Origin of the sequence: Pseudomonas abyssi (assembly GCF_002307495.1) — a bacterium.
Taxonomy (GTDB): Bacteria; Pseudomonadota; Gammaproteobacteria; order Pseudomonadales; family Pseudomonadaceae; genus Halopseudomonas; species Halopseudomonas abyssi.
Map to the genome: position 1 here is coordinate 53,152 of NZ_NTMR01000002.1, position 18,485 is coordinate 71,636.

The 18,485-nt window shown below is 61.1% G+C and carries 14 protein-coding genes; all 14 read right to left on the bottom strand.

Annotated elements, in window-relative coordinates:
* Window positions 1-37: 37 nt before the first annotated feature.
* Entirely contained in the window at window positions 38-1,327 is a 1,290-nt protein-coding gene (eno, locus tag CNQ84_RS00385; protein WP_096002954.1) for a phosphopyruvate hydratase, read from the bottom strand.
* Between the two features lie 52 nt (window positions 1,328-1,379).
* Window positions 1,380-2,225, bottom strand: a complete 846-nt coding sequence (gene kdsA, locus CNQ84_RS00390; protein ID WP_096002955.1) for a 3-deoxy-8-phosphooctulonate synthase — start codon at window positions 2,223-2,225, stop codon at window positions 1,380-1,382.
* A gap of 32 nt (window positions 2,226-2,257) precedes the next feature.
* Complete coding sequence (locus CNQ84_RS00395) at window positions 2,258-3,880, bottom strand: CTP synthase (protein ID WP_083724528.1); 1,623 nt, start codon at window positions 3,878-3,880, stop codon at window positions 2,258-2,260.
* A 131-nt stretch (window positions 3,881-4,011) separates the two neighbouring features.
* A complete protein-coding gene (gene tilS / locus CNQ84_RS00400; RefSeq protein ID WP_096003329.1) occupies window positions 4,012-5,301 on the bottom strand; it encodes a tRNA lysidine(34) synthetase TilS in 1,290 nt (429 codons plus the stop codon).
* 35 nt (window positions 5,302-5,336) lie between these two features.
* The gene (accA, locus tag CNQ84_RS00405) at window positions 5,337-6,293 is read right to left on the bottom strand and encodes an acetyl-CoA carboxylase carboxyl transferase subunit alpha (protein WP_096002956.1); all 957 of its coding nucleotides are present in this window, start codon (window positions 6,291-6,293) and stop codon (window positions 5,337-5,339) included.
* Window positions 6,294-6,393: 100 nt separating this feature from the next.
* The gene (gene dnaE / locus CNQ84_RS00410) at window positions 6,394-9,927 is read right to left on the bottom strand and encodes a DNA polymerase III subunit alpha (protein WP_096002957.1); all 3,534 of its coding nucleotides are present in this window, start codon (window positions 9,925-9,927) and stop codon (window positions 6,394-6,396) included.
* Window positions 9,928-10,031: 104 nt separating this feature from the next.
* The gene (gene rnhB / locus CNQ84_RS00415; protein WP_096003330.1) at window positions 10,032-10,622 is read right to left on the bottom strand and encodes a ribonuclease HII; all 591 of its coding nucleotides are present in this window, start codon (window positions 10,620-10,622) and stop codon (window positions 10,032-10,034) included.
* 11 nt (window positions 10,623-10,633) lie between these two features.
* Window positions 10,634-11,815 (bottom strand): lipid-A-disaccharide synthase, encoded by a 1,182-nt coding sequence (lpxB, locus tag CNQ84_RS00420; RefSeq protein ID WP_096002958.1) that lies wholly within the window; start codon window positions 11,813-11,815, stop codon window positions 10,634-10,636.
* A 1-nt stretch (window position 11,816) separates the two neighbouring features.
* The gene (gene lpxA, locus CNQ84_RS00425; RefSeq protein WP_096002959.1) at window positions 11,817-12,593 is read right to left on the bottom strand and encodes an acyl-ACP--UDP-N-acetylglucosamine O-acyltransferase; all 777 of its coding nucleotides are present in this window, start codon (window positions 12,591-12,593) and stop codon (window positions 11,817-11,819) included.
* A complete protein-coding gene (gene fabZ, locus CNQ84_RS00430; RefSeq protein WP_096003331.1) occupies window positions 12,590-13,027 on the bottom strand; it encodes a 3-hydroxyacyl-ACP dehydratase FabZ in 438 nt (145 codons plus the stop codon). Before fabZ ends, lpxA begins: the two co-directional genes overlap by 4 nt.
* A 52-nt stretch (window positions 13,028-13,079) precedes the next feature.
* On the bottom strand, window positions 13,080-14,141 hold the full coding sequence (gene lpxD, locus CNQ84_RS00435; protein ID WP_096002960.1) for a UDP-3-O-(3-hydroxymyristoyl)glucosamine N-acyltransferase: 1,062 nt from the start codon (window positions 14,139-14,141) through the stop codon (window positions 13,080-13,082).
* Window positions 14,141-14,620, bottom strand: coding sequence for an OmpH/Skp family outer membrane protein (locus CNQ84_RS00440; RefSeq protein ID WP_425439939.1), 480 nt, complete (start codon window positions 14,618-14,620; stop codon window positions 14,141-14,143). Before CNQ84_RS00440 ends, lpxD begins: the two co-directional genes overlap by 1 nt.
* Before the next feature lie 71 nt (window positions 14,621-14,691).
* On the bottom strand, window positions 14,692-17,043 hold the full coding sequence (bamA, locus tag CNQ84_RS00445; RefSeq protein ID WP_096002962.1) for an outer membrane protein assembly factor BamA: 2,352 nt from the start codon (window positions 17,041-17,043) through the stop codon (window positions 14,692-14,694).
* Between the two features lie 73 nt (window positions 17,044-17,116).
* Window positions 17,117-18,478 carry an RIP metalloprotease RseP gene (gene rseP, locus CNQ84_RS00450; protein ID WP_096002963.1) on the bottom strand — a complete coding sequence of 454 codons (1,362 nt, stop codon included), beginning with the start codon at window positions 18,476-18,478 and terminating at the stop codon, window positions 17,117-17,119.
* Window positions 18,479-18,485: the final 7 nt, after the last annotated feature.

An 18,485-nucleotide genomic window follows, 5' to 3' on the forward strand; every position in this document is an offset into this window, starting at 1 on the left:
GAACAGCGGGTGCGCGTGAGCGCACCCGCCAGTCCAATCAGCCGCGGAACTCGGCGCGACCCTTGTAGGGCGCCTTGTCACCCAGCTGCTCTTCGATACGCAGCAACTGGTTGTACTTGGAGACGCGGTCAGAGCGGCACAGCGAACCGGTCTTGATCTGACCAGCAGCGGTACCCACCGCCAGGTCGGCGATGGTGCTGTCTTCAGTCTCACCAGAGCGGTGCGAGATAACGGCGGTGAAGCCGGCAGCCTTGGCCATCTGGATCGCTTCCAGGGTCTCGGTCAGCGAACCGATCTGGTTAAACTTGATCAGGATGGAATTGCCGATCTTCTCGTCGATACCGCGCTTGAGGATCTTGGTGTTGGTCACGAATAGGTCGTCACCGACCAGCTGTACCTTCTCGCCGATCTTGTCGGTCAGGACTTTCCAGCCAGCCCAGTCGGACTCGTCCATGCCATCTTCGATGGAGATAATCGGGTAGCGCTGGGTCAGGCCAGCCAGGTAGTCGGCAAAGCCGGCGGCATCGAACACCTTGCCTTCGCCGGCCAGGTCGTAGTTGCCGTCTTTGTAGAACTCGCTGGAAGCGCAGTCCAGTGCCAGAGTGACGTCGTCACCCAGGGTGTAGCCGGCGTTGGCAACGGCCTCGGCGATGGCAGCCAGCGCGTCCTCATTGGAAGCCAGGTTCGGCGCGAAGCCACCTTCATCACCGACTGCGGTGTTCAGGCCACGGGCCTTCAGAACGGCTTTGAGGTGATGGAAAATCTCGGCACCCATGCGCAGCGCATCGGCGAAGTTCTTGGCGCCAACCGGCTGAACCATGAACTCTTGAATGTCGACGTTGTTGTCGGCGTGCTCGCCACCGTTGATGATGTTCATCATCGGTACCGGCATGGAGTAGACACCGGGGGTGCCGTTCAGGTCAGCGATGTGCGCGTACAGCGGCACGCCCTTGGCCTGAGCAGCCGCCTTGGCAGCCGCCAGGGAGACGGCGAGGATGGCGTTGGCGCCCAGGGTGGCCTTGTTCTCGGTACCGTCCAGCTCGATCATGGCGCGGTCCAGCTCAGCCTGAGCGGTCGCATCACGACCAACCAGCAGCTCGCGGATGGGGCCATTGATATTGGCGACGGCCTTGAGCACGCCCTTGCCCAGATAACGGCTCTTGTCGCCATCACGCAGTTCCAGCGCTTCGCGCGAACCGGTGGAGGCGCCGGAGGGTGCGCAGGCGCTGCCCATGATGCCGCCTTCCAGAATCACATCCGCCTCGACGGTCGGATTGCCGCGCGAGTCCAGAACCTCACGTCCCTTGATATCAATGATTTTTGCCATCTTTACTTGCTAGCTCCGTATATCGAGTCAATCGGGTGAAAGCGGTAGCGGCTCAAGCCGTTTCCAGTACCGGGAAGCTCTTGATCAGTTCATCAAGCGACTTCAACTGGGCAAGGAACGGCTCCAGCTTGTCCAGGCGCAGGGCGCAGGGGCCGTCGCACTTGGCGTTGTCAGGATCGGGGTGCGCTTCGAGGAACAGACCCGCCAGGCCCTGGCTCATGCCCGCCTTGGCCAGATCGGTAACCTGGGCCCGGCGACCGCCGGCCGAATCACTGCGGCCACCCGGCATCTGCAAGGCGTGAGTCACGTCGAAGAACACCGGGTACTCGAACTGCTTCATGATGCCGAAGCCCAGCATGTCGACCACCAGGTTGTTGTAACCAAAGGCCGAGCCGCGCTCGCACAGCACCAGACGGTCATTGCCCGCCTCTTCACACTTGGTGAGGATGTGCTTCATTTCCTGCGGCGCGAGGAACTGGGCCTTCTTGATGTTGATCACGGCATTGGTCTTGGCCATGGCCACGACCAGATCCGTCTGCCGGGACAGGAAGGCCGGCAGCTGAATGATGTCACAGACTTCGGCAACCGGCGCGGCCTGATGGGGCTCGTGCACATCGGTGATCACCGGCACGTTGAAGGTGCGCTTGACCTCTTCAAAGATCTTCAGCCCCTCTTCCAGGCCGGGGCCGCGGAAGGAATTGATCGAGGAGCGGTTGGCCTTGTCGAAGCTGGCCTTGAACACATAGGGGATACCCAGCTTCTCGGTCACTTCGACGTAGCGTTCGCAGATCTGCATGGCCAGATCACGGGACTCCAGTACGTTCATCCCGCCGAAAAGCACGAAGGGTTTGTCGTTGGCCATTTCGATCTCGCCAACGCGCACAATTTTCTGTGTCATGTACCAGCCTCTTGTCTGACGTATGTCTGGGCTTAGCCGCGCTGTTTGAGCGCCGCACCGATAAAGCCGCTGAACAGCGGGTGGCCGTAACGGGGCGTAGAGGTAAATTCCGGGTGGAACTGGCACGCCACAAACCACGGGTGATCACCCACTTCAACCACCTCGACCAGCGCACCGTCACCGGAGCGACCGGAGATCTGCAGCCCGCCGGCCTGCAGATCAGGCAACAGATTATTGTTGACCTCATAGCGGTGACGGTGACGCTCGACGATCACGTCCTTGCCGTAGCAGGCATGCGCCTTGGAACCCGGCTCCAGCGAGCACTCCTGAGCACCCAGGCGCATGGTGCCGCCCAGATCGGACGCTTCGGTGCGCAGCTCGGTTTCACCGGACGCGTCCTGCCATTCGGTGATCAGACCGACAACCGGGTGACCGGAAGTCTTGTCGAACTCGGTGGAGTTGGCATCGCTCCAGCCCAGCACATTGCGGGCGTATTCGATGACCGCCACCTGCATACCCAGACAGATGCCCAGGTAGGGAATCTTGTTCTCGCGGGCGTAACGCACCGCGGCAATCTTGCCTTCGACACCCCGGGAGCCGAAGCCGCCCGGCACCAGCACGGCGTCTACGCCATCCAGCAGCGAGAGGCCCTGCTGCTCGATGTCCTCGGAGTCGATATAACGCACGTTAACCTTGGTACGCGCCTGAATACCGGCGTGGCTGAGTGCTTCGATCAGCGACTTGTAGGCATCCAGCAGCTCCATGTACTTGCCGACCATGGCGATGGTGACTTCGTGCTCGGGGTTGAGCTTGGCGTCGACCACGCGCTCCCACTCGGCCAGATCGGCAGAACCGCACTCCAGGCCAAAGCGCTCGACGACGAAGTCGTCCAGGCCCTGGGCGTGCAGTACGGAGGGGATGCGATAGATAGTATCAACGTCTTCCAGACCGATGACCGCACGCTCTTCCACGTTGGTGAACAACGCGATCTTGCGGCGCGAGGACAGGTCGATCGGGTGGTCGGAGCGGCAGATCAGCACGTCGGGCTGCAGGCCGATGGAGCGCAGCTCCTTGACCGAGTGCTGGGTCGGCTTGGTCTTGGTCTCGCCAGCCGTGGCGATGTACGGCACCAGCGTCAGGTGCATGAGCATCGCACGCTTGGCACCGACTTCGACACGCAGTTGGCGAATCGCTTCCAGGAACGGCTGGGACTCGATGTCACCCACGGTACCGCCGATCTCGACCAGCGCCACGTCGGCATCGCCGGCACCCTTGATGATGCGGCTCTTGATCTCATCGGTAATATGCGGAATCACCTGGATGGTGGCACCCAGGTAGTCACCACGGCGCTCCTTGCGCAGCACATCGGCATACACACGGCCGGTGGTGAAGTTGTTGTTCTGGCTCATGGTGGCGTTGACGAAACGCTCATAATGGCCCAGATCAAGGTCAGTCTCGGCGCCATCGTGGGTTACGAAGACTTCGCCATGCTGGAAGGGACTCATGGTCCCCGGATCCACGTTGATATAAGGATCCAGCTTGAGCATGGTGACCTTCAGACCGCGCGCCTCAAGGATCGCCGCGAGGGACGCCGAGGCAATGCCCTTGCCCAAAGAAGAAACAACACCACCCGTGACGAAGATGTAGCGCGTCATGAAAAACCCATAGATTGAACAGTTAAGCGGCTTGCACCGCGAGGAATTCGAAGGGAGTCAGAGGCAGCCTGAACGGCCAGCCAAAGTCTCGACAAGATGGGAAGTCAGGATACCAGACAGCCCCCGCTTGCTCAATCCGAAACAGGCTTCCAACTGACCGTAAAACCGCTGTCTGTACCCTCAACCAAAGCCCGCTCCGCGTTCCAGCGTCCAGCCACCGACACCAGCTCGCCGCCAGAGTATAGCAACGGTACCGACGAGCGCAGCCAGGCAGGAATCTGAGCTTCTTGCAATAGCTGTTTGACCGACTGGGTCGGACGCGTCGCCAGCTTGATCTGCTCGCCGCCCTGGCGATAACGCACCTGCCAGCCGCCCGCACCTGGATCGCGCAACCCTCCCGCCATCGGCCGACAGTCCAGCGTGCCGTTACCCGCCAGTAGCAACTCCCCGTGCAGTGGCAGCAATGACTGCTCGCTGCGCGCTGGCAGCCACTGCGCCGGAACCAGCCACAGACGATCTGACGAACGGTACAGAGCGCAGCCGTCCAGCTGCAGCTGCGGCTGCGCATCCGGGCCGGCAGCCAATTGCTGCTGCAACTCAAGCAACCGACGCCGGTCCGGCATACGCACCGCCTGCTGACGCAGCCAGCAGCGCAGCAGATTACGTTGCCGGGCGGCCGACAAACCTAGCAGCGGAGCCAGCAACAGGCTCGGCCAGCGGGCCAGCCACGGATCAGCTCTGGGCTCTGCCACCCGCTGCAGATCATCCTGTGCCAGCTCATCCAGCAAGGCACTGGCCTCGCTGGCATGTTCAGCCAGGCGCAGCAGGCTGCGATCCAGCTGCGGCCACTCATGACGCAATCCCGGCAACACCCGGTGACGCAGGGCCGTGCGGGCAAAACGCTCATCGGCATTGGCCGGATCTTCAATCCAGTCCAGCCCCTGTTGCCGCGCCCAGCTCTCCAGCTCGCTGCGTCGCCAATCGAGCAGAGGACGCGACAGCCAGCCAGCCCCCAGCGCACGGCGCGCAGGCATGCCGATCAACCCGCGCACACCGGTACCGCGCATCAGTCGAAACATCAGGGTTTCCAACTGGTCATCGCGGTGATGCGCCAGCAACAGTTCTGCGCCGGGCGCCAGCACCTCGGCAAAGGCCGCGTAGCGGGCATCACGCGCCGCCTCCTCAATACTCGCGCCCTGCCCGACCTGCACACGCACGATCGTCAGCGGCACGCCGCGCGCGTCACAAGCACGCTGGCAGTGCGCCGCCCAGGCGTCAGCCTCGGCATGCAATCCGTGATGAACATGAATGGCGTGAAGCGGGGGGATATCTGAGAGTTGGCGGGCCTGACTCAACAGCTCAAGCAGAACCATTGAGTCCAGGCCTCCGGACAACCCCAGCCACCAGGCCGGGGCGTCCATGCAGCGGGTGAGCTGCGTCAGCAGCCCCTGCGGGCTCACTGAATACCGAAGGACATCAGGCGCTGGTAACGCGCTTCCAGCAGCTCGTCGCTGGAATGGGCACTCAGTTTATCCAGCTGGGTAATCAACTGCTGCTTGATACGCGCAGCGGTCTCCTGAGGTGAGCGTTGCGCGCCGCCCAGCGGCTCGGGGATCAGGGTGTCGACCAGGCCCAGCTCCTTCAAACGCTCGGCGGTAATACCCATGGCCGCCGCCGCGTCTGCGGCCTTTTCGGCGCTCTTCCACAAAATGGAGGCACAGCCTTCGGGCGAGATCACCGAATAGGTGGAGTACTGCAGCATCATCAGGTGATCGCAGACACCAATCGCCAGCGCGCCGCCGGAGCCACCCTCACCGATAACGGTGGCGATGATCGGGGTCTTCAGGCGCGACATGACCTGCAGGTTCCAGGCAATGGCTTCGCTCTGACCGCGCTCTTCAGCGTCGATACCGGGGTAGGCACCGGGGGTATCGATAAAGGTGACGACCGGCATTTTGAAGCGCTCGGCCATTTCCATCAGGCGGCAGGCCTTGCGGTAGCCTTCAGGCTTGGGCATGCCGAAGTTGCGGCGTACCTTTTCCTTTACATCACGGCCTTTCTGGTGACCGATGACCATGACTGCACGGCCGTCCAGCCGAGCGATACCGCCCACAATCGCAGCATCGTCAGCAAAGTGACGATCACCGTGCAGTTCCTCGAAATCCGTGAAGATGTGGCGAATGTAGTCCAGCGTATAGGGACGCTGCGGGTGGCGCGACATCTGCGCGACCTGCCAGCTGCTCAGGTTGCCGAAGATGCTCTCGGTCAGGGACTTGCTCTTCTCCTGCAACCGGGTGATCTCTTCGGTGATGTTCAGCGAGTTATCGCTGCCGACCAGACGCAATTCTTCGATTTTGGCCTGCAGGTCGGCGATCGGCTGTTCAAACTCCAAGTATTTCTGGCTGTTGCTCATAGGCATCCATCATCCGCTTGCGCCCAACGCGGGCATCCAAAAAAGTATCGCAAATAACCTTACGGGATTGCCGGGCGCCCGTCGAGCATCCGGCTTTGCGCTATCTATAGTGCAAGGAGACGCTGTCTTTGCCCAGCTGGTCACGCAGCCCCTGCAACAGATCGTCAGCCGGCTCCACCCGCCATTCGTCCCCCAGGCGCAGCAAGGCCGCCGCATCAGTGCGCTGGTACTCTACCGTCACCGGACAGCCGCCACGGTACTGCTTGAGCAGCCCGGCCATGCGGTTGAGGGCATCCTCACCGTGTCGAGCCCCGTCGATATTGATACGCACACTGTCCAGCAGGCCGGTACGCGCATCCTCCAGACTCATCACGCGCTTGGCACGCACCCGCATACCACCGGAGAAGTCGTCGACAGCCACCTCGCCCTCAACCACCAGCAAGGCGTCTTTCTGCAGCAACGCCTGCGCCGCCAGATAGGCTTCGGAGAACAACGACACCTCGATGCGCGCCGAGCGGTCATCAAGAGTGACAAAGCCCACCTTGTCGCCCCGCTTGTTCTTCATGACGCGCAGATCAAACACCAGACCGGCAATGGTCTGACTATCGCGTGAGGGCTTCAGATCGAGAATGCGCTGACGGGCAAAGCGGCGGATTTCACGCTCGTACTCGTCGATCGGGTGACCGGTCAGATACAGCCCCAGAGTGTCTTTCTCACCGCGCAGCCGCTCCTTGAAGCTCCACTCGCGCACCTTGCGGTAGGGTTCGTAGACATCCCGTTCGGCTGATGGCCCGAGCAGATCACCAAACAGGTCATCATGCCCGGAATCGGCGCTGCGTGCGGTCTGCTCGGCGGAGGCAATCGCCTCTTCCATCGCCGCCATCAGGGCTGCGCGGTTGCGGTCTACCTGCTTCTGGTAGGCCTGCAGTTCTTCGGCGAAGAAGGGACCAAGACGATCCAGGGCGCCACTGCGAATCAGCGCTTCCATCACGCGCTTGTTGATACGCTTGAGGTCGACCCGCGCGCAAAAGTCGAACAGGTCATTGAAGCGGCCACCGGCCTTGCGGGTTTCGACGATGGTTTCCACCGGGCCTTCACCCACGCCCTTGATCGCACCCAGGCCATACACCACGTCACCGGCATCATCCACGGTGAACTTGTATTCGGAGACGTTGACGTCCGGCACCTTGATCCGCAGTTTCATGCTGCGGCATTCCTCGATCAGCGTCACCACCTTGTCGGTGTTGTGCATATCCGCCGAGAGTACTGCCGCCATAAAGGGCGCTGGGTAATGGGCCTTCAGCCAGGCGGTCTGGTAGGAGACCAGACCATAGGCGGCCGAGTGCGACTTGTTGAAACCGTAACCGGCGAACTTTTCTACCAGGTCGAAAATGTTACCCGCCAGATCGGCATCAATACCGTTATTGGCGCAGCCTTCGATAAAGCCGCCACGCTGCTTGGCCATCTCTTCGGGCTTTTTCTTACCCATCGCCCGACGCAGCATGTCCGCGCCACCGAGCGTATAACCCGCCATCACCTGGGCGATCTGCATGACCTGTTCCTGATACAGGATGATGCCGTAGGTGGGTTTAAGCACCGGCTCCAGACCGGGGTACTGATAGTTGGGGTGCGGGTAGGAAACTTCTTCGCGACCGTGCTTACGGTTGATGAAGTCGTCCACCATGCCTGACTGCAGCGGGCCCGGGCGGAACAGGGCCACCAGTGCGATCATGTCTTCCAGGCAGTCGGGCTTGAGCTTCTTGATCAGCTCTTTCATACCACGCGATTCAAGCTGGAAAACGGCTGTGGTTTCCGCCTTCTGCAACATGCTGTAGGTCGGTGCATCGTCCAGCGGGATCAGGTCGATGTTGACCAGCTCCTCGTCTGTAGCCCCTTCTTCGCGCTGCTTGCGATGGATAGTCTCCATCGCCCACTTGATGATCGTCAGGGTCCGCAGACCGAGGAAGTCAAACTTCACCAGGCCTGCCGCTTCCACGTCGTCCTTGTCGAACTGGGTAACCAGACCGCCACCAGACTCATCGCAATACAGCGGCGCAAAGTCGGTCAGCTTGGTCGGGGCGATTACCACGCCCCCGGCGTGCTTACCGACGTTGCGGGTAATACCCTCCAATTTGAGGGCCATGTCCCAGATTTCCTGACCTTCCTCGTCGTTGGCGAGAAAGTCGCGCAGCATCTCTTCCTGCTCATAGGCCTTGGTCAACGTCATGCCGACCTCGAAGGGAATCATCTTCGAGAGCTTGTCAGCCAGACCGTATGACTTGCCCTGCACCCGCGCCACATCGCGCACCACCGCCTTGGCCGCCATGGTGCCGAAGGTGATGATCTGCGATACCGCGTTACGGCCGTAGGCGTCGGCGACGTAGTCGATCACGCGGTCGCGCCCTTCCATGCAGAAGTCGACGTCAAAGTCGGGCATGGAAACACGCTCAGGGTTAAGGAAGCGCTCAAACAGCAGATCGTAGGCCAGCGGATCAAGGTCGGTAATCAGCAGTGAATAAGCCACCAGCGAGCCCGCCCCGGAGCCCCGGCCAGGTCCGACCGGCACGCCATTGCCCTTGGCCCACTTGATAAAGTCCATCACGATCAGGAAGTAGCCGGGGAAGCCCATCTGATTGATGATGTCGAGTTCGAAGTTCAGGCGGTCGATATAAACCTGACGCTTGGCCTCGTAGTCCGGCGTGTCGGGCGGCAGAATGACCTTGAGGCGCTCTTCCAGCCCCTCGAAGGAGACCTTCTTGAAGAACTCCGCCTCGGTCATCCCCTCGGGTACCGGAAAGTCCGGCAGGAAGTACTTACCCAGCTGCACATCGATGTTGCAGCGCTTGGCAATCTCGACGCTGTTTTCCAGCGCTTCGGGGATGTCAGAGAACAGCTCTGCCATCTCGTCCGGGGTTTTCAGATACTGCTCTTCGCTGTACTGCCGGACCCGACGCGGATCATCCAGCGCGCGCCCTTCGCCGATACAGACGCGTGTCTCATGGGCCTCAAAATCGCTGCGCTTGAGAAAGCGCACGTCATTGGTCGCCACCACCGGACAACCGCTGCGAGCCGCCAGCGCGACCGCCGCGTGCACATGCTCTTCATCATTGACGCGGCTGGTGCGCTGCAGCTCCAGATAGAAACGCCCGGGGAACACGCCCATCCAGTAGGCCAGCAGATCATCAGCCCGTTCGGGGCTGGAGGACAGCAGCGCCAGACCGACTTCGCCCTCCTTCGCAGCCGACAGCGCAATCACGCCTTCACTGGCCTCGGCCACCCACTCACGGCGGACCGTCACCAGGCCATTGCGCTGCCCCTCGGTAAAGCCACGGGAGACCAGCTCGGTCAGGTTGCGGTAGCCCTTCGGGTCCATCGCCAGCAGGCTGATACGGGTCAGCACGCTGTCGTCTTCGGCGTCGGTCAGCCAAAGGTCAACACCCGAGATCGGTTTGATGCCGGCGCCGGTCGCCGTCTTGTAGAACTTGACCAGACTGCACATGTTGTTCTGGTCGGTGATCGCCACCGCCGGCATGCCCGCCTCGCCGACGGCCTTGATCAAGGGCTTGACCTTGACCAGTCCGTCGACCAGGGAATATTCACTGTGGACACGCAGGTGAATGAAGGAAGGTGACATGGAAATCCTGTTTCAGATGGCGGAACGTCAGGCAGCAAATTGTAGCGACGGGGAACTGCTGCGGCCAGTCGCAGCAGGCAGAACTGTGTGAGCGTTTTAGCGTATTACTGTTCCAGCGCCTTGCGCACCGGGCCGAATGAACGGCGATGAATAGGAGTAGCACCCAGCTCGCGCAGCGCGGCCAAGTGTACTGGTGTGGGGTAACCCTTGTGGCCGGCAATGCCATAGCCGGGGTATTGCTGGTCCAGTTCGAGCATTTCCCGGTCACGGGCAACCTTGGCAAGAATGGAGGCAGCGGCGATGGCCGGCACACGGCTGTCGCCCTTGACCACCGGCTCACTGCGCATCGGCAATAGCGGGCAGCGGTTACCGTCCACCAGCACCAGCGTCGGCTGCGTGCTCAAACCGGCCACTGCGCGCTGCATGGCCAACATGGTGGCGTGCAGAATATTCAAGCGGTCGATTTCCTCGACCTCGGCGCGGGCGATGCACCAGGCCAGCGCGCGCTCCTGAATCAACGGAAACAGCGCCTCGCGGCGTGCTTCGGTCAGTTTCTTGGAGTCATTCAGGCCTTCAATTGGGCGGGCCGGGTCGAGGATTACCGCGGCGGTAACCACGGCACCGCACAGCGGGCCACGCCCCACCTCGTCGACCCCGGCCACCAGCTCGTCGTCAGCGGGCGCGGCCCAGTCCATGAGCAGCTGGCTCACACCTTGCCCCGCGCGTCCAACAGCTCGGCAACGGCCTCGGCGGCACTCTGATCGGCGTCACGACGCAGCATCTGGTGCAGCTCCATAAAGGTCTGCTCGGTTTCCACCCGCTCCGCCGTTGGCAGCAAGCGTTCCAGCAGCGCGGGGCCCATGGCTTCAGGCGTCGCCGCATCCTGCAGGAACTCGGGCGCCACCTCACGGCCGGCCAGCAGGTTGGGCAGCGACACATGCCCGACCTTGACCAGGCGCTTGAGAATACGGAAGGTGAGCCCGGCCATGCGGTAGGCCACTACCATTGGGCGTTTGAACAGCATGGCCTCCAGGGTCGCGGTACCGGAGGCGATCAGCACGGCATCGCAGGCGGCCAGCACCTCATGGGCCTGGCCATCATAGAGTCTCAGCGGCAGCTCAAGGCCGGTCTCGGCCAGGATTGCTTCCATCTGCTGGCGGCGCTCCGGACTGGCGCACGGCATGATGAATTGCAGCTCAGGCTGGCGCTCCAGGCACCAGGCGGCGGTCTCAAGAAAGACGCGCCCCAGCTTGCGCAGCTCGCCGTTGCGGCTGCCGGGCAACAACGCCAGGATACGGGCATCCTGCTCGACGCCGAGCACCCGGCGCGCAGCGGCGCGGTCGGGTTCCAGCGCAATACGGTCAGCCAGCGTGTGCCCGACGCAGCGCACAGCCACACCATGACGGTGATACACCTCTTCCTCGAAGGGGAACAGGGTCAGCATCAGATCGGTAGATTGGGCGATCCCCAGCACGCGCTTCTCGCGCCAGGCCCAGACCGACGGACTGACGTAATGCACGGTAGGAATGCCGACATCGCGCAGACGTTGCTCCACCCCCAAGGTGAAATCCGGCGCATCGATGCCGATGAACACGTCCGGCTGCTCCTGCTTGAGGTAATCAACCAGTTCCCGACGAATCCGCAGCAGCTCGCGCAGGCGTCCGAGCACCTCAATCAGCCCCATGACCGACAGCCGCTCCATCGGTACGCGCGTCTGCATGCCTTCAGCCAGCATACGCGGGCCACCGATACCGATAAAACGGGCGTTGGGGAAGCGTTGTCTCAGCGCCGCGATGAGGCCGGCACCCAGGGTATCGCCCGACGCCTCGCCGGCAACCAGCGCAATGCATAGGGGTTTGTCCGAGCGAACCGCTGCAATGCCAGACATGTCAGCGGGTAATGCCGCGGGTCGACTCGCTGATTGACGTGCAATACAGCGCCACTTCAGGGAACTGCTCGGCTGTCTCGGCCAGCTCGGCCATTGCCTGGGCTGTGGTCAGACCCTGACGGTAGACCACCTTGTAGGCCCGACGCAGTGCACTGATCAGCTCCGCCGAGTAACCGCGCCGGCGCATGCCCTCGAAGTTCATGCCGTGGGCGCTGGCCGGGTTGCCGCCCACCATGACAAAGGCGGGGATATCCTTGAATACCGCGCTATTGGCGGCGCTCATGGCAAAGGAGCCGATGTGGCAGAACTGATGCACCGTGGTGTAGCCACCCAGGATGGCGCCATCACCGATATGCACATGGCCGGCAATCGTCGCGTTGTTGGCCATGATGATGTTGTCGCCGACGACACAGTCGTGCGCCACATGGACATAGGCCATTAGCAGGTTGTTGCTGCCGATACGAGTAACGCCTGCGTCCTGCACGGTGCCGCGATGCAGGGTGCAGCCTTCACGGATGACGTTGTTGTCGCCGATCACCAGCCGGGTAGGCTCGCCGGCATACTTTTTGTCCTGACACTCCTCACCCACCGAAGCAAACTGGAAAATCCGGTTATTGCGTCCGATGGTGGTCGGCCCCTTGATCACCACATGTGAAGCCACGCGGGTGCCGGCGCCGATCTCGACGTCCGGGCCAATCAAACTCCAGGGACCTACCTCGACGTCATCGGCCAACCGCGCAGCGGGGTCAACAATCGCCAGAGGGTGAATACGACTCATATCTTGCGTTCCGCACAAATGATCTCGGCCGAGCAGGCTTCCTTACCATCCACAGTAGCACGGCAGGCAAATTTCCAGATGCCACGTCTGTCGCTCAGGTAGGTCGCTTCCAGCTGCAGTTGATCACCCGGGACCACCGGTTGACGGAAGCGCAGCTTGTCGGAGCCGACGAAATAATAAAGGGTGCCATCCGCCGGTTTCACGCCCATCATCTTGAAGCCCAGCAGGCCTGCAGCCTGAGCCATCGCTTCGATGATCAGCACACCCGGCATGATCGGGTGCTGGGGAAAGTGACCGTTGAAGAAGGGTTCGTTGACCGAGACGTTCTTGTAGGCACGAATCTGCTTGTTCTCAAGATCCAGCTCCAGCACCCGGTCCACCAGCAGGAAGGGGTAACGGTGGGGCAGGTACTCTTTGATTTCGTTGATATCCATGGATTGCTGGCCTTGCTGAAAATAATAAAGGCGCCCCATGCCGGGGCGCCGGTCAGGCGTTTGATGAGTCAGAAGACGCCTGAGTCACCTGTTCGAGTTGTTTCTCCAACTGCTGGAGACGTTTGGCCATGCCATCGAGCTGGCGAATACGTGCCGCGCTCTTCTTCCAGTCTCCGGCGGGCTGCATGGCCGTACCGGACGAATAGGCACCCGGCTCGGTAATGGAGCGCGTCACCATGGTCATGCCGCTGACGAACACATTGTCGCAGACCTCGATATGCCCGACCATGCCGACACCGCCGGCGATCATGCAGTGACGACCGATACGAGTGCTGCCGGAAATACCAACGCACGCCGCCATGGCCGTGTGATCGCCGATCTGTACGTTGTGCGCGATCTGAATCTGGTTGTCCAGCTTGACCCCATTTCCGATCAGCGTGTCCGCGAGCGCGCCGCGGTCAATGGTGGTATTGGCACCGATCTCAACATCGTCCCCGATGCGCACGCCACCAATCTGCGCAATTTTCTGCCAGGTACCGCCCTGATTGGCAAAACCGAACCCTTCCGAGCCGATTACCGCGCCGGATTGAATCACTACGCGCTCGCCAATACTGACATCGTGATACAGGGTTACCCGCGGCGCCAGCCAGCCGCCCGCGCCGATCCGCGAGCGGGCGCCGACAAAACACTGTGCACCGACGCTCACCCCGGCTTCGATGACCGCGCCCTCCTCGACCACCACCCCAGGACCGATATTGGCACTGACGTCGACCTGCGCGCTCGCTGCGACAACGGCGCTGGGGTGAATACCAGCGGCGGCGCGCGGCTTGCGATCAAACCGATGCGACAGGCGTGCGTAGGTGAGGTAAGGGTCAGCAACAATCAGCGCGTTACCGGCAAAACCCTCGGCATCCTGCGCCGTGAGCAGCACGGCACTGGCCCGACTATCGGCCAGGTATTTGCGGTACTGGGCGTTGGCCAGAAACGCCAGCTCGCCTGGACCGGCATCCTGCAGGGTAGCCAGACCGGTAATCTCGGTTTGCGGGTCCCCAACGAGTTGCGCGCCGAGCTCTTCAGCCAGGCGCGCAAGGGACAGAAATTGATCAGCACTCATCAGCGGCTGCTGTTCAGACGCTCGATAACCTGGCGGGTGATATCGAACTGCGGCTTGACGTCAACAACACCGCCGCGATCCAGCACCAGATCGTAACCGCCTGCGCTCAGCACCGCTTCTACCGCCGAATCCAGCTTGGGCTTGAGGGCTTCAAGCATTTGACGATCAGACTGAGCCTTGGCTTCGTTCAGCTCGCGCGAGGCAACCTGGAACTCACGAGCCTTTTGGCGGAACTCGAGATCCAGCTTCTCCGCCTCACTTTGGCTCAGTTGCTCGCCATCGCGCTGCAGGCGCTCTTGCAGACGTTTGGCTTCGGCTTCCAGATTCTTCACACGTTGCAGCTGCGAGCCAAACTGCTGCTCGGCATCAACGGAGTACTTCTTGGCCGCGTCGGATTCCAGCAACGCCATTTGATAGTCGAGAACAGCGATCTTCATCTCGGCGGACACCTGGAAGCTGGCCATGGCCAGCAGTGACATCACTGCCACACGCGTAAACTTACCCACTCTGATACTCCTGATTACGATTGCTCGATAGTGTTTGGATTGCGTCAGAAACTCTGACCAAGGGTGAACTGGAACACCTGGGTGTCGTCAGCCGAGTCGCTGTTCAGCGGCATGGCCAGACTGAAGCCCAGCGGGCCCAGTGCGGTCAACCAGGACAGGCCCACGCCGACACTGTAGCGCAGCTCGCCAAGGTCGACTTCACCACAACCCGGGTTCTTGTCGCCCTCAACGGTCGTCTTCCGCGTGCACTGGGTATCGTATACGTTACCCACATCGAAGAACAGAGCGGTACGCAGCGAACGCTGATCCTTCACGAAGGGCGCAGGGAATACCACTTCAGCGCCACCGGTGATCTTGATGTTACCGCCGAAGGGCAGCGAATCCTGGTCCGGGTCGGCTGCATTGGGCGTACTCTTCGGCCCGAGGGTGCCGTCTTCGAAGCCACGTACTGAGCCGATACCGCCAGCGTAGTAATGCTCATAGAACGGCATCTGGTCGGTGCCGCCCAGCCCGCGACCAAAGCCCAGGTCGGTGTGCAGACGCAGGGTCAGATCTTCGCTCATCGGGAAGAAGCGCTGTGCCTTGTAGTCCAGGGTGTAGAACTCAAGATCGCTGCCCGGGACAGTCACATGCCAGGAGACGTTCTGCGAGTAACCACGGTCCGGGAAGACACCACGGTTGAGCGTGCTCTGCGACCAGGATGTGTCGAAGAACAGGTTGGTGAAGTTATCACCTTCGTTGTTCAGGAAGTCCAGGATCTCCTGCACGGTGTAGACACCGCTCTTGATCTTGTCGTGCTGCGCGCTCATACCGAAAGAGATGCGCGAGGTGTCACTGATCGGGTAGCCGAAATTGAAGCCTGCACCGTAGGAGTCTACGGCGTAACTGGTGACGTCAACGTCCAGCTCGTCGTAGTCGGTGGTGCGGTAGAAGGCGTTGTAGCCAAAGCTCAAACCGTCGACGGTGAAATAGGGGTCCATGAAGCCGAAGGACAGCGAGGTCTGGTAGTCGGAGCGGTTGGCGCCGATGCTTACACGGTTACCGGTCCCGAAGAAGTTGTTCTGGCTGATCGAGCCGCCGAGGATGATACCCGAGCTCTGGGAGAAACCAAGGCTGGCAGTCACGGAACCGGAAGGCTGCTCTTCTACCGCATAGTTGACGTCGATCAGGTCGTCCGCGCCAGGCACCGGCACGGTCTCGACGTTGACTTCCTTGAAGAAGCCCAGACGCTCAAGACGTGTCTTGGACTGGTCGATCAGATAGGTTGACGCCCAGCCCCCTTCCATCTGGCGCATCTCGCGACGCAGCACCTGGTCTTCGGTCTTGGTGTTGCCACGGAAGTTGATGCGGTTGACATAGGCGCGCTTGCCCGGATCAACGTAGAAGGTAACCGAGACGGTCTTGTCGTCTTCGTGAATTTCCGGAATGCCGTTGACGCTGGCGAAGGTGTAGCCCTCGTTACCCAGGCGGCGGCTGATCAGATCAGACGTGGAGGTCATCACCTGACGAGAAAAAATCTGGCCCGGCTCGACCAGCATCAGACGGCGTACTTCAGATTCATCGACGATCAGGTCACCCGACAGACTGACATCTCGAATGCTGTAACGCTCGCCTTCGTTGATGTTGACGGTCACATAGACGTGCTTCTTGTCGGGGGTAATGGCTACCTGAGTGGAGGCGACATCCATGTTGATGTAGCCACGGTCCAGGTAATAGGAGCGCAGACGCTCAAGGTCGCCAGACAGCTTCTCGCGCGAGTACTTGTCGTCATTGCGCAGGAAGGACAGCCAACCACTGGTTTTCAGCTCGAACAGGTCTACCAGGTCTTCGGTTGGGAAGACGGTGTTGCCCACAACGTTGATGTGGGAAATCGCGGCAACAGAGCCCTCATCAATGACAATTTTCAGCGCGACACGGTTGCGCGGTTCAGGAATCACCTGGGCTTCGATGTCGGCAGAGTAACGCCCCTGCGACACATACTGACGCAGCAGTTCGTTGCGCACCCCTTCCAGCGTGGCGCGCTGGAAGATCTCACCTTCGGCCAGGCCGGCAGCGCTCAGACCGGTCAACAGATCTTCGCTCTTGATCGCCTTGTTGCCTTCGAGCTCGATGGACGAAATAGACGGGCGCTCAACCACGTTGATAACCAGCACGTTACCGTCACGGCCCAGCTGGATGTCCTGGAAAAAGCCGGTGCGGAACAGCGAGCGCGTCGCCTCCACCAGCTCCTGGTCATCCACTTCATCACCAATATTCAGCGGCAGGGAGGTAAACACGCTACCGGCAGACACCCTCTGCAGGCCGTTGACGCGGATATCGGAAATCTGGAAGGCATCTGCAAAGGCGCCCTGCGCCATAAACATCGAGAACAGCGCAGGCAATAGGTAACGTTTCATGAAATCCGTTCTGATTCAGCTGATTGTAATCTTAATCTGCACGCTGGCAGCTCGTATTCAGGCAGTGCACGCGTCAGCCACCAAGGCGACTGATATCGTTATAAATGGCAAACAGCATGACGCCAACAATCAGGCTTAACCCGATCTGCAGCCCCCATGTCTGAATTCGCTCGGAAAGAGGCTTGCCCCTGATCCACTCGGCCACGTAGTAAACCAGGTGGCCGCCATCCAGAACCGGTATCGGCAAAAGGTTCAACACCCCGAGACTGATACTCAAGTACGCGATAAAACTGAGAAAACTTTCCAGCCCCGACTTGGCCGAGGCGCCCGCCACTTTAGCAATGGTTATCGGGCCACTCAAGTTTTTTGCCGAGACCAGCCCGGTCAGCATTTTCTTCAGCGAGTCCAGCGTCAACGCCGTCATTTCCCAGGTCTTGGTCACCGCTACCGGTATCGCCACCAAGGGGTTGTAGCTGATCTGACGCTGCATGTGTGCCGGCATTTCCACCCCTTCGACACCAGCACCCACATAACCGACGACAACGTCATTGGCCGGCTTGGGGCGCGGCGTCAACGCCAGCTCCACCTGTTCACCGTCGCGTTCGACCAGAATAGTGAGGGTTTGTTGCGCGCTCGCCTGAATCGTCGGTACCACCTCGGTCAGCCAGTCACTAACCGGCTCACCGTCGATCGCCAGAATCAGATCTCCCGGCTGCAGGCCAGCCTCGGCGGCAGCCCCGTCACTGGCGACTTGCCCAAGACGCGGCGGGATCTGCGGCTGCCAACTGGTCAAGCCCAGCGCCGCCATCGGGTCCGGTTCCTCAACGCCTTTGAGCCAGTCGTCCAGCCGCAGTTGGTAGCGGGTCTCGGCGCCGCTTTCAAAGGGCTTGGCTGTCACTTCCAGCGTGCCGCTTTCACCAAGCCGGCGAATCAACTGCAGGTTGACGTCCTGCCAGCTGCGGATCTGCGTGCCATCAACGCCGGTCAACTCCAGGCCGGAGCGCAAACCCGCCTCGGCGGCCGGGGTACCTGCAGGCACAGGGCCAAGCACAGGAGCAACGGTACTAAAACCCACCACAGCGACAATCCAGAAAGCCACGATAGCGAGCAGAAAATTGGCAATAGGACCGGCGGCTACTACCGCGATACGCTGCTTGACGGTCTTGCGATTGAAGGCCTGATCCAGCTCATGCTCGGCGACCGGGGCCTCGCGCTCATCCAGCATTTTGACGTAGCCGCCCAGTGGGATGGCGGCGATGGCATATTCAGTGCCCTTGCGGTCGTGCCAACGCAGCAGCGCCGGCCCAAACCCGATGGAGAAACGCAGCACCTTGATACCGCAGCGGCGGGCCACCCAAAAATGGCCGTATTCATGAATGGTCACCAGCAGCCCCAGGGCAACCACCGTGGCCAGCAACGTAGACAGCAGATCCATTCAGTAC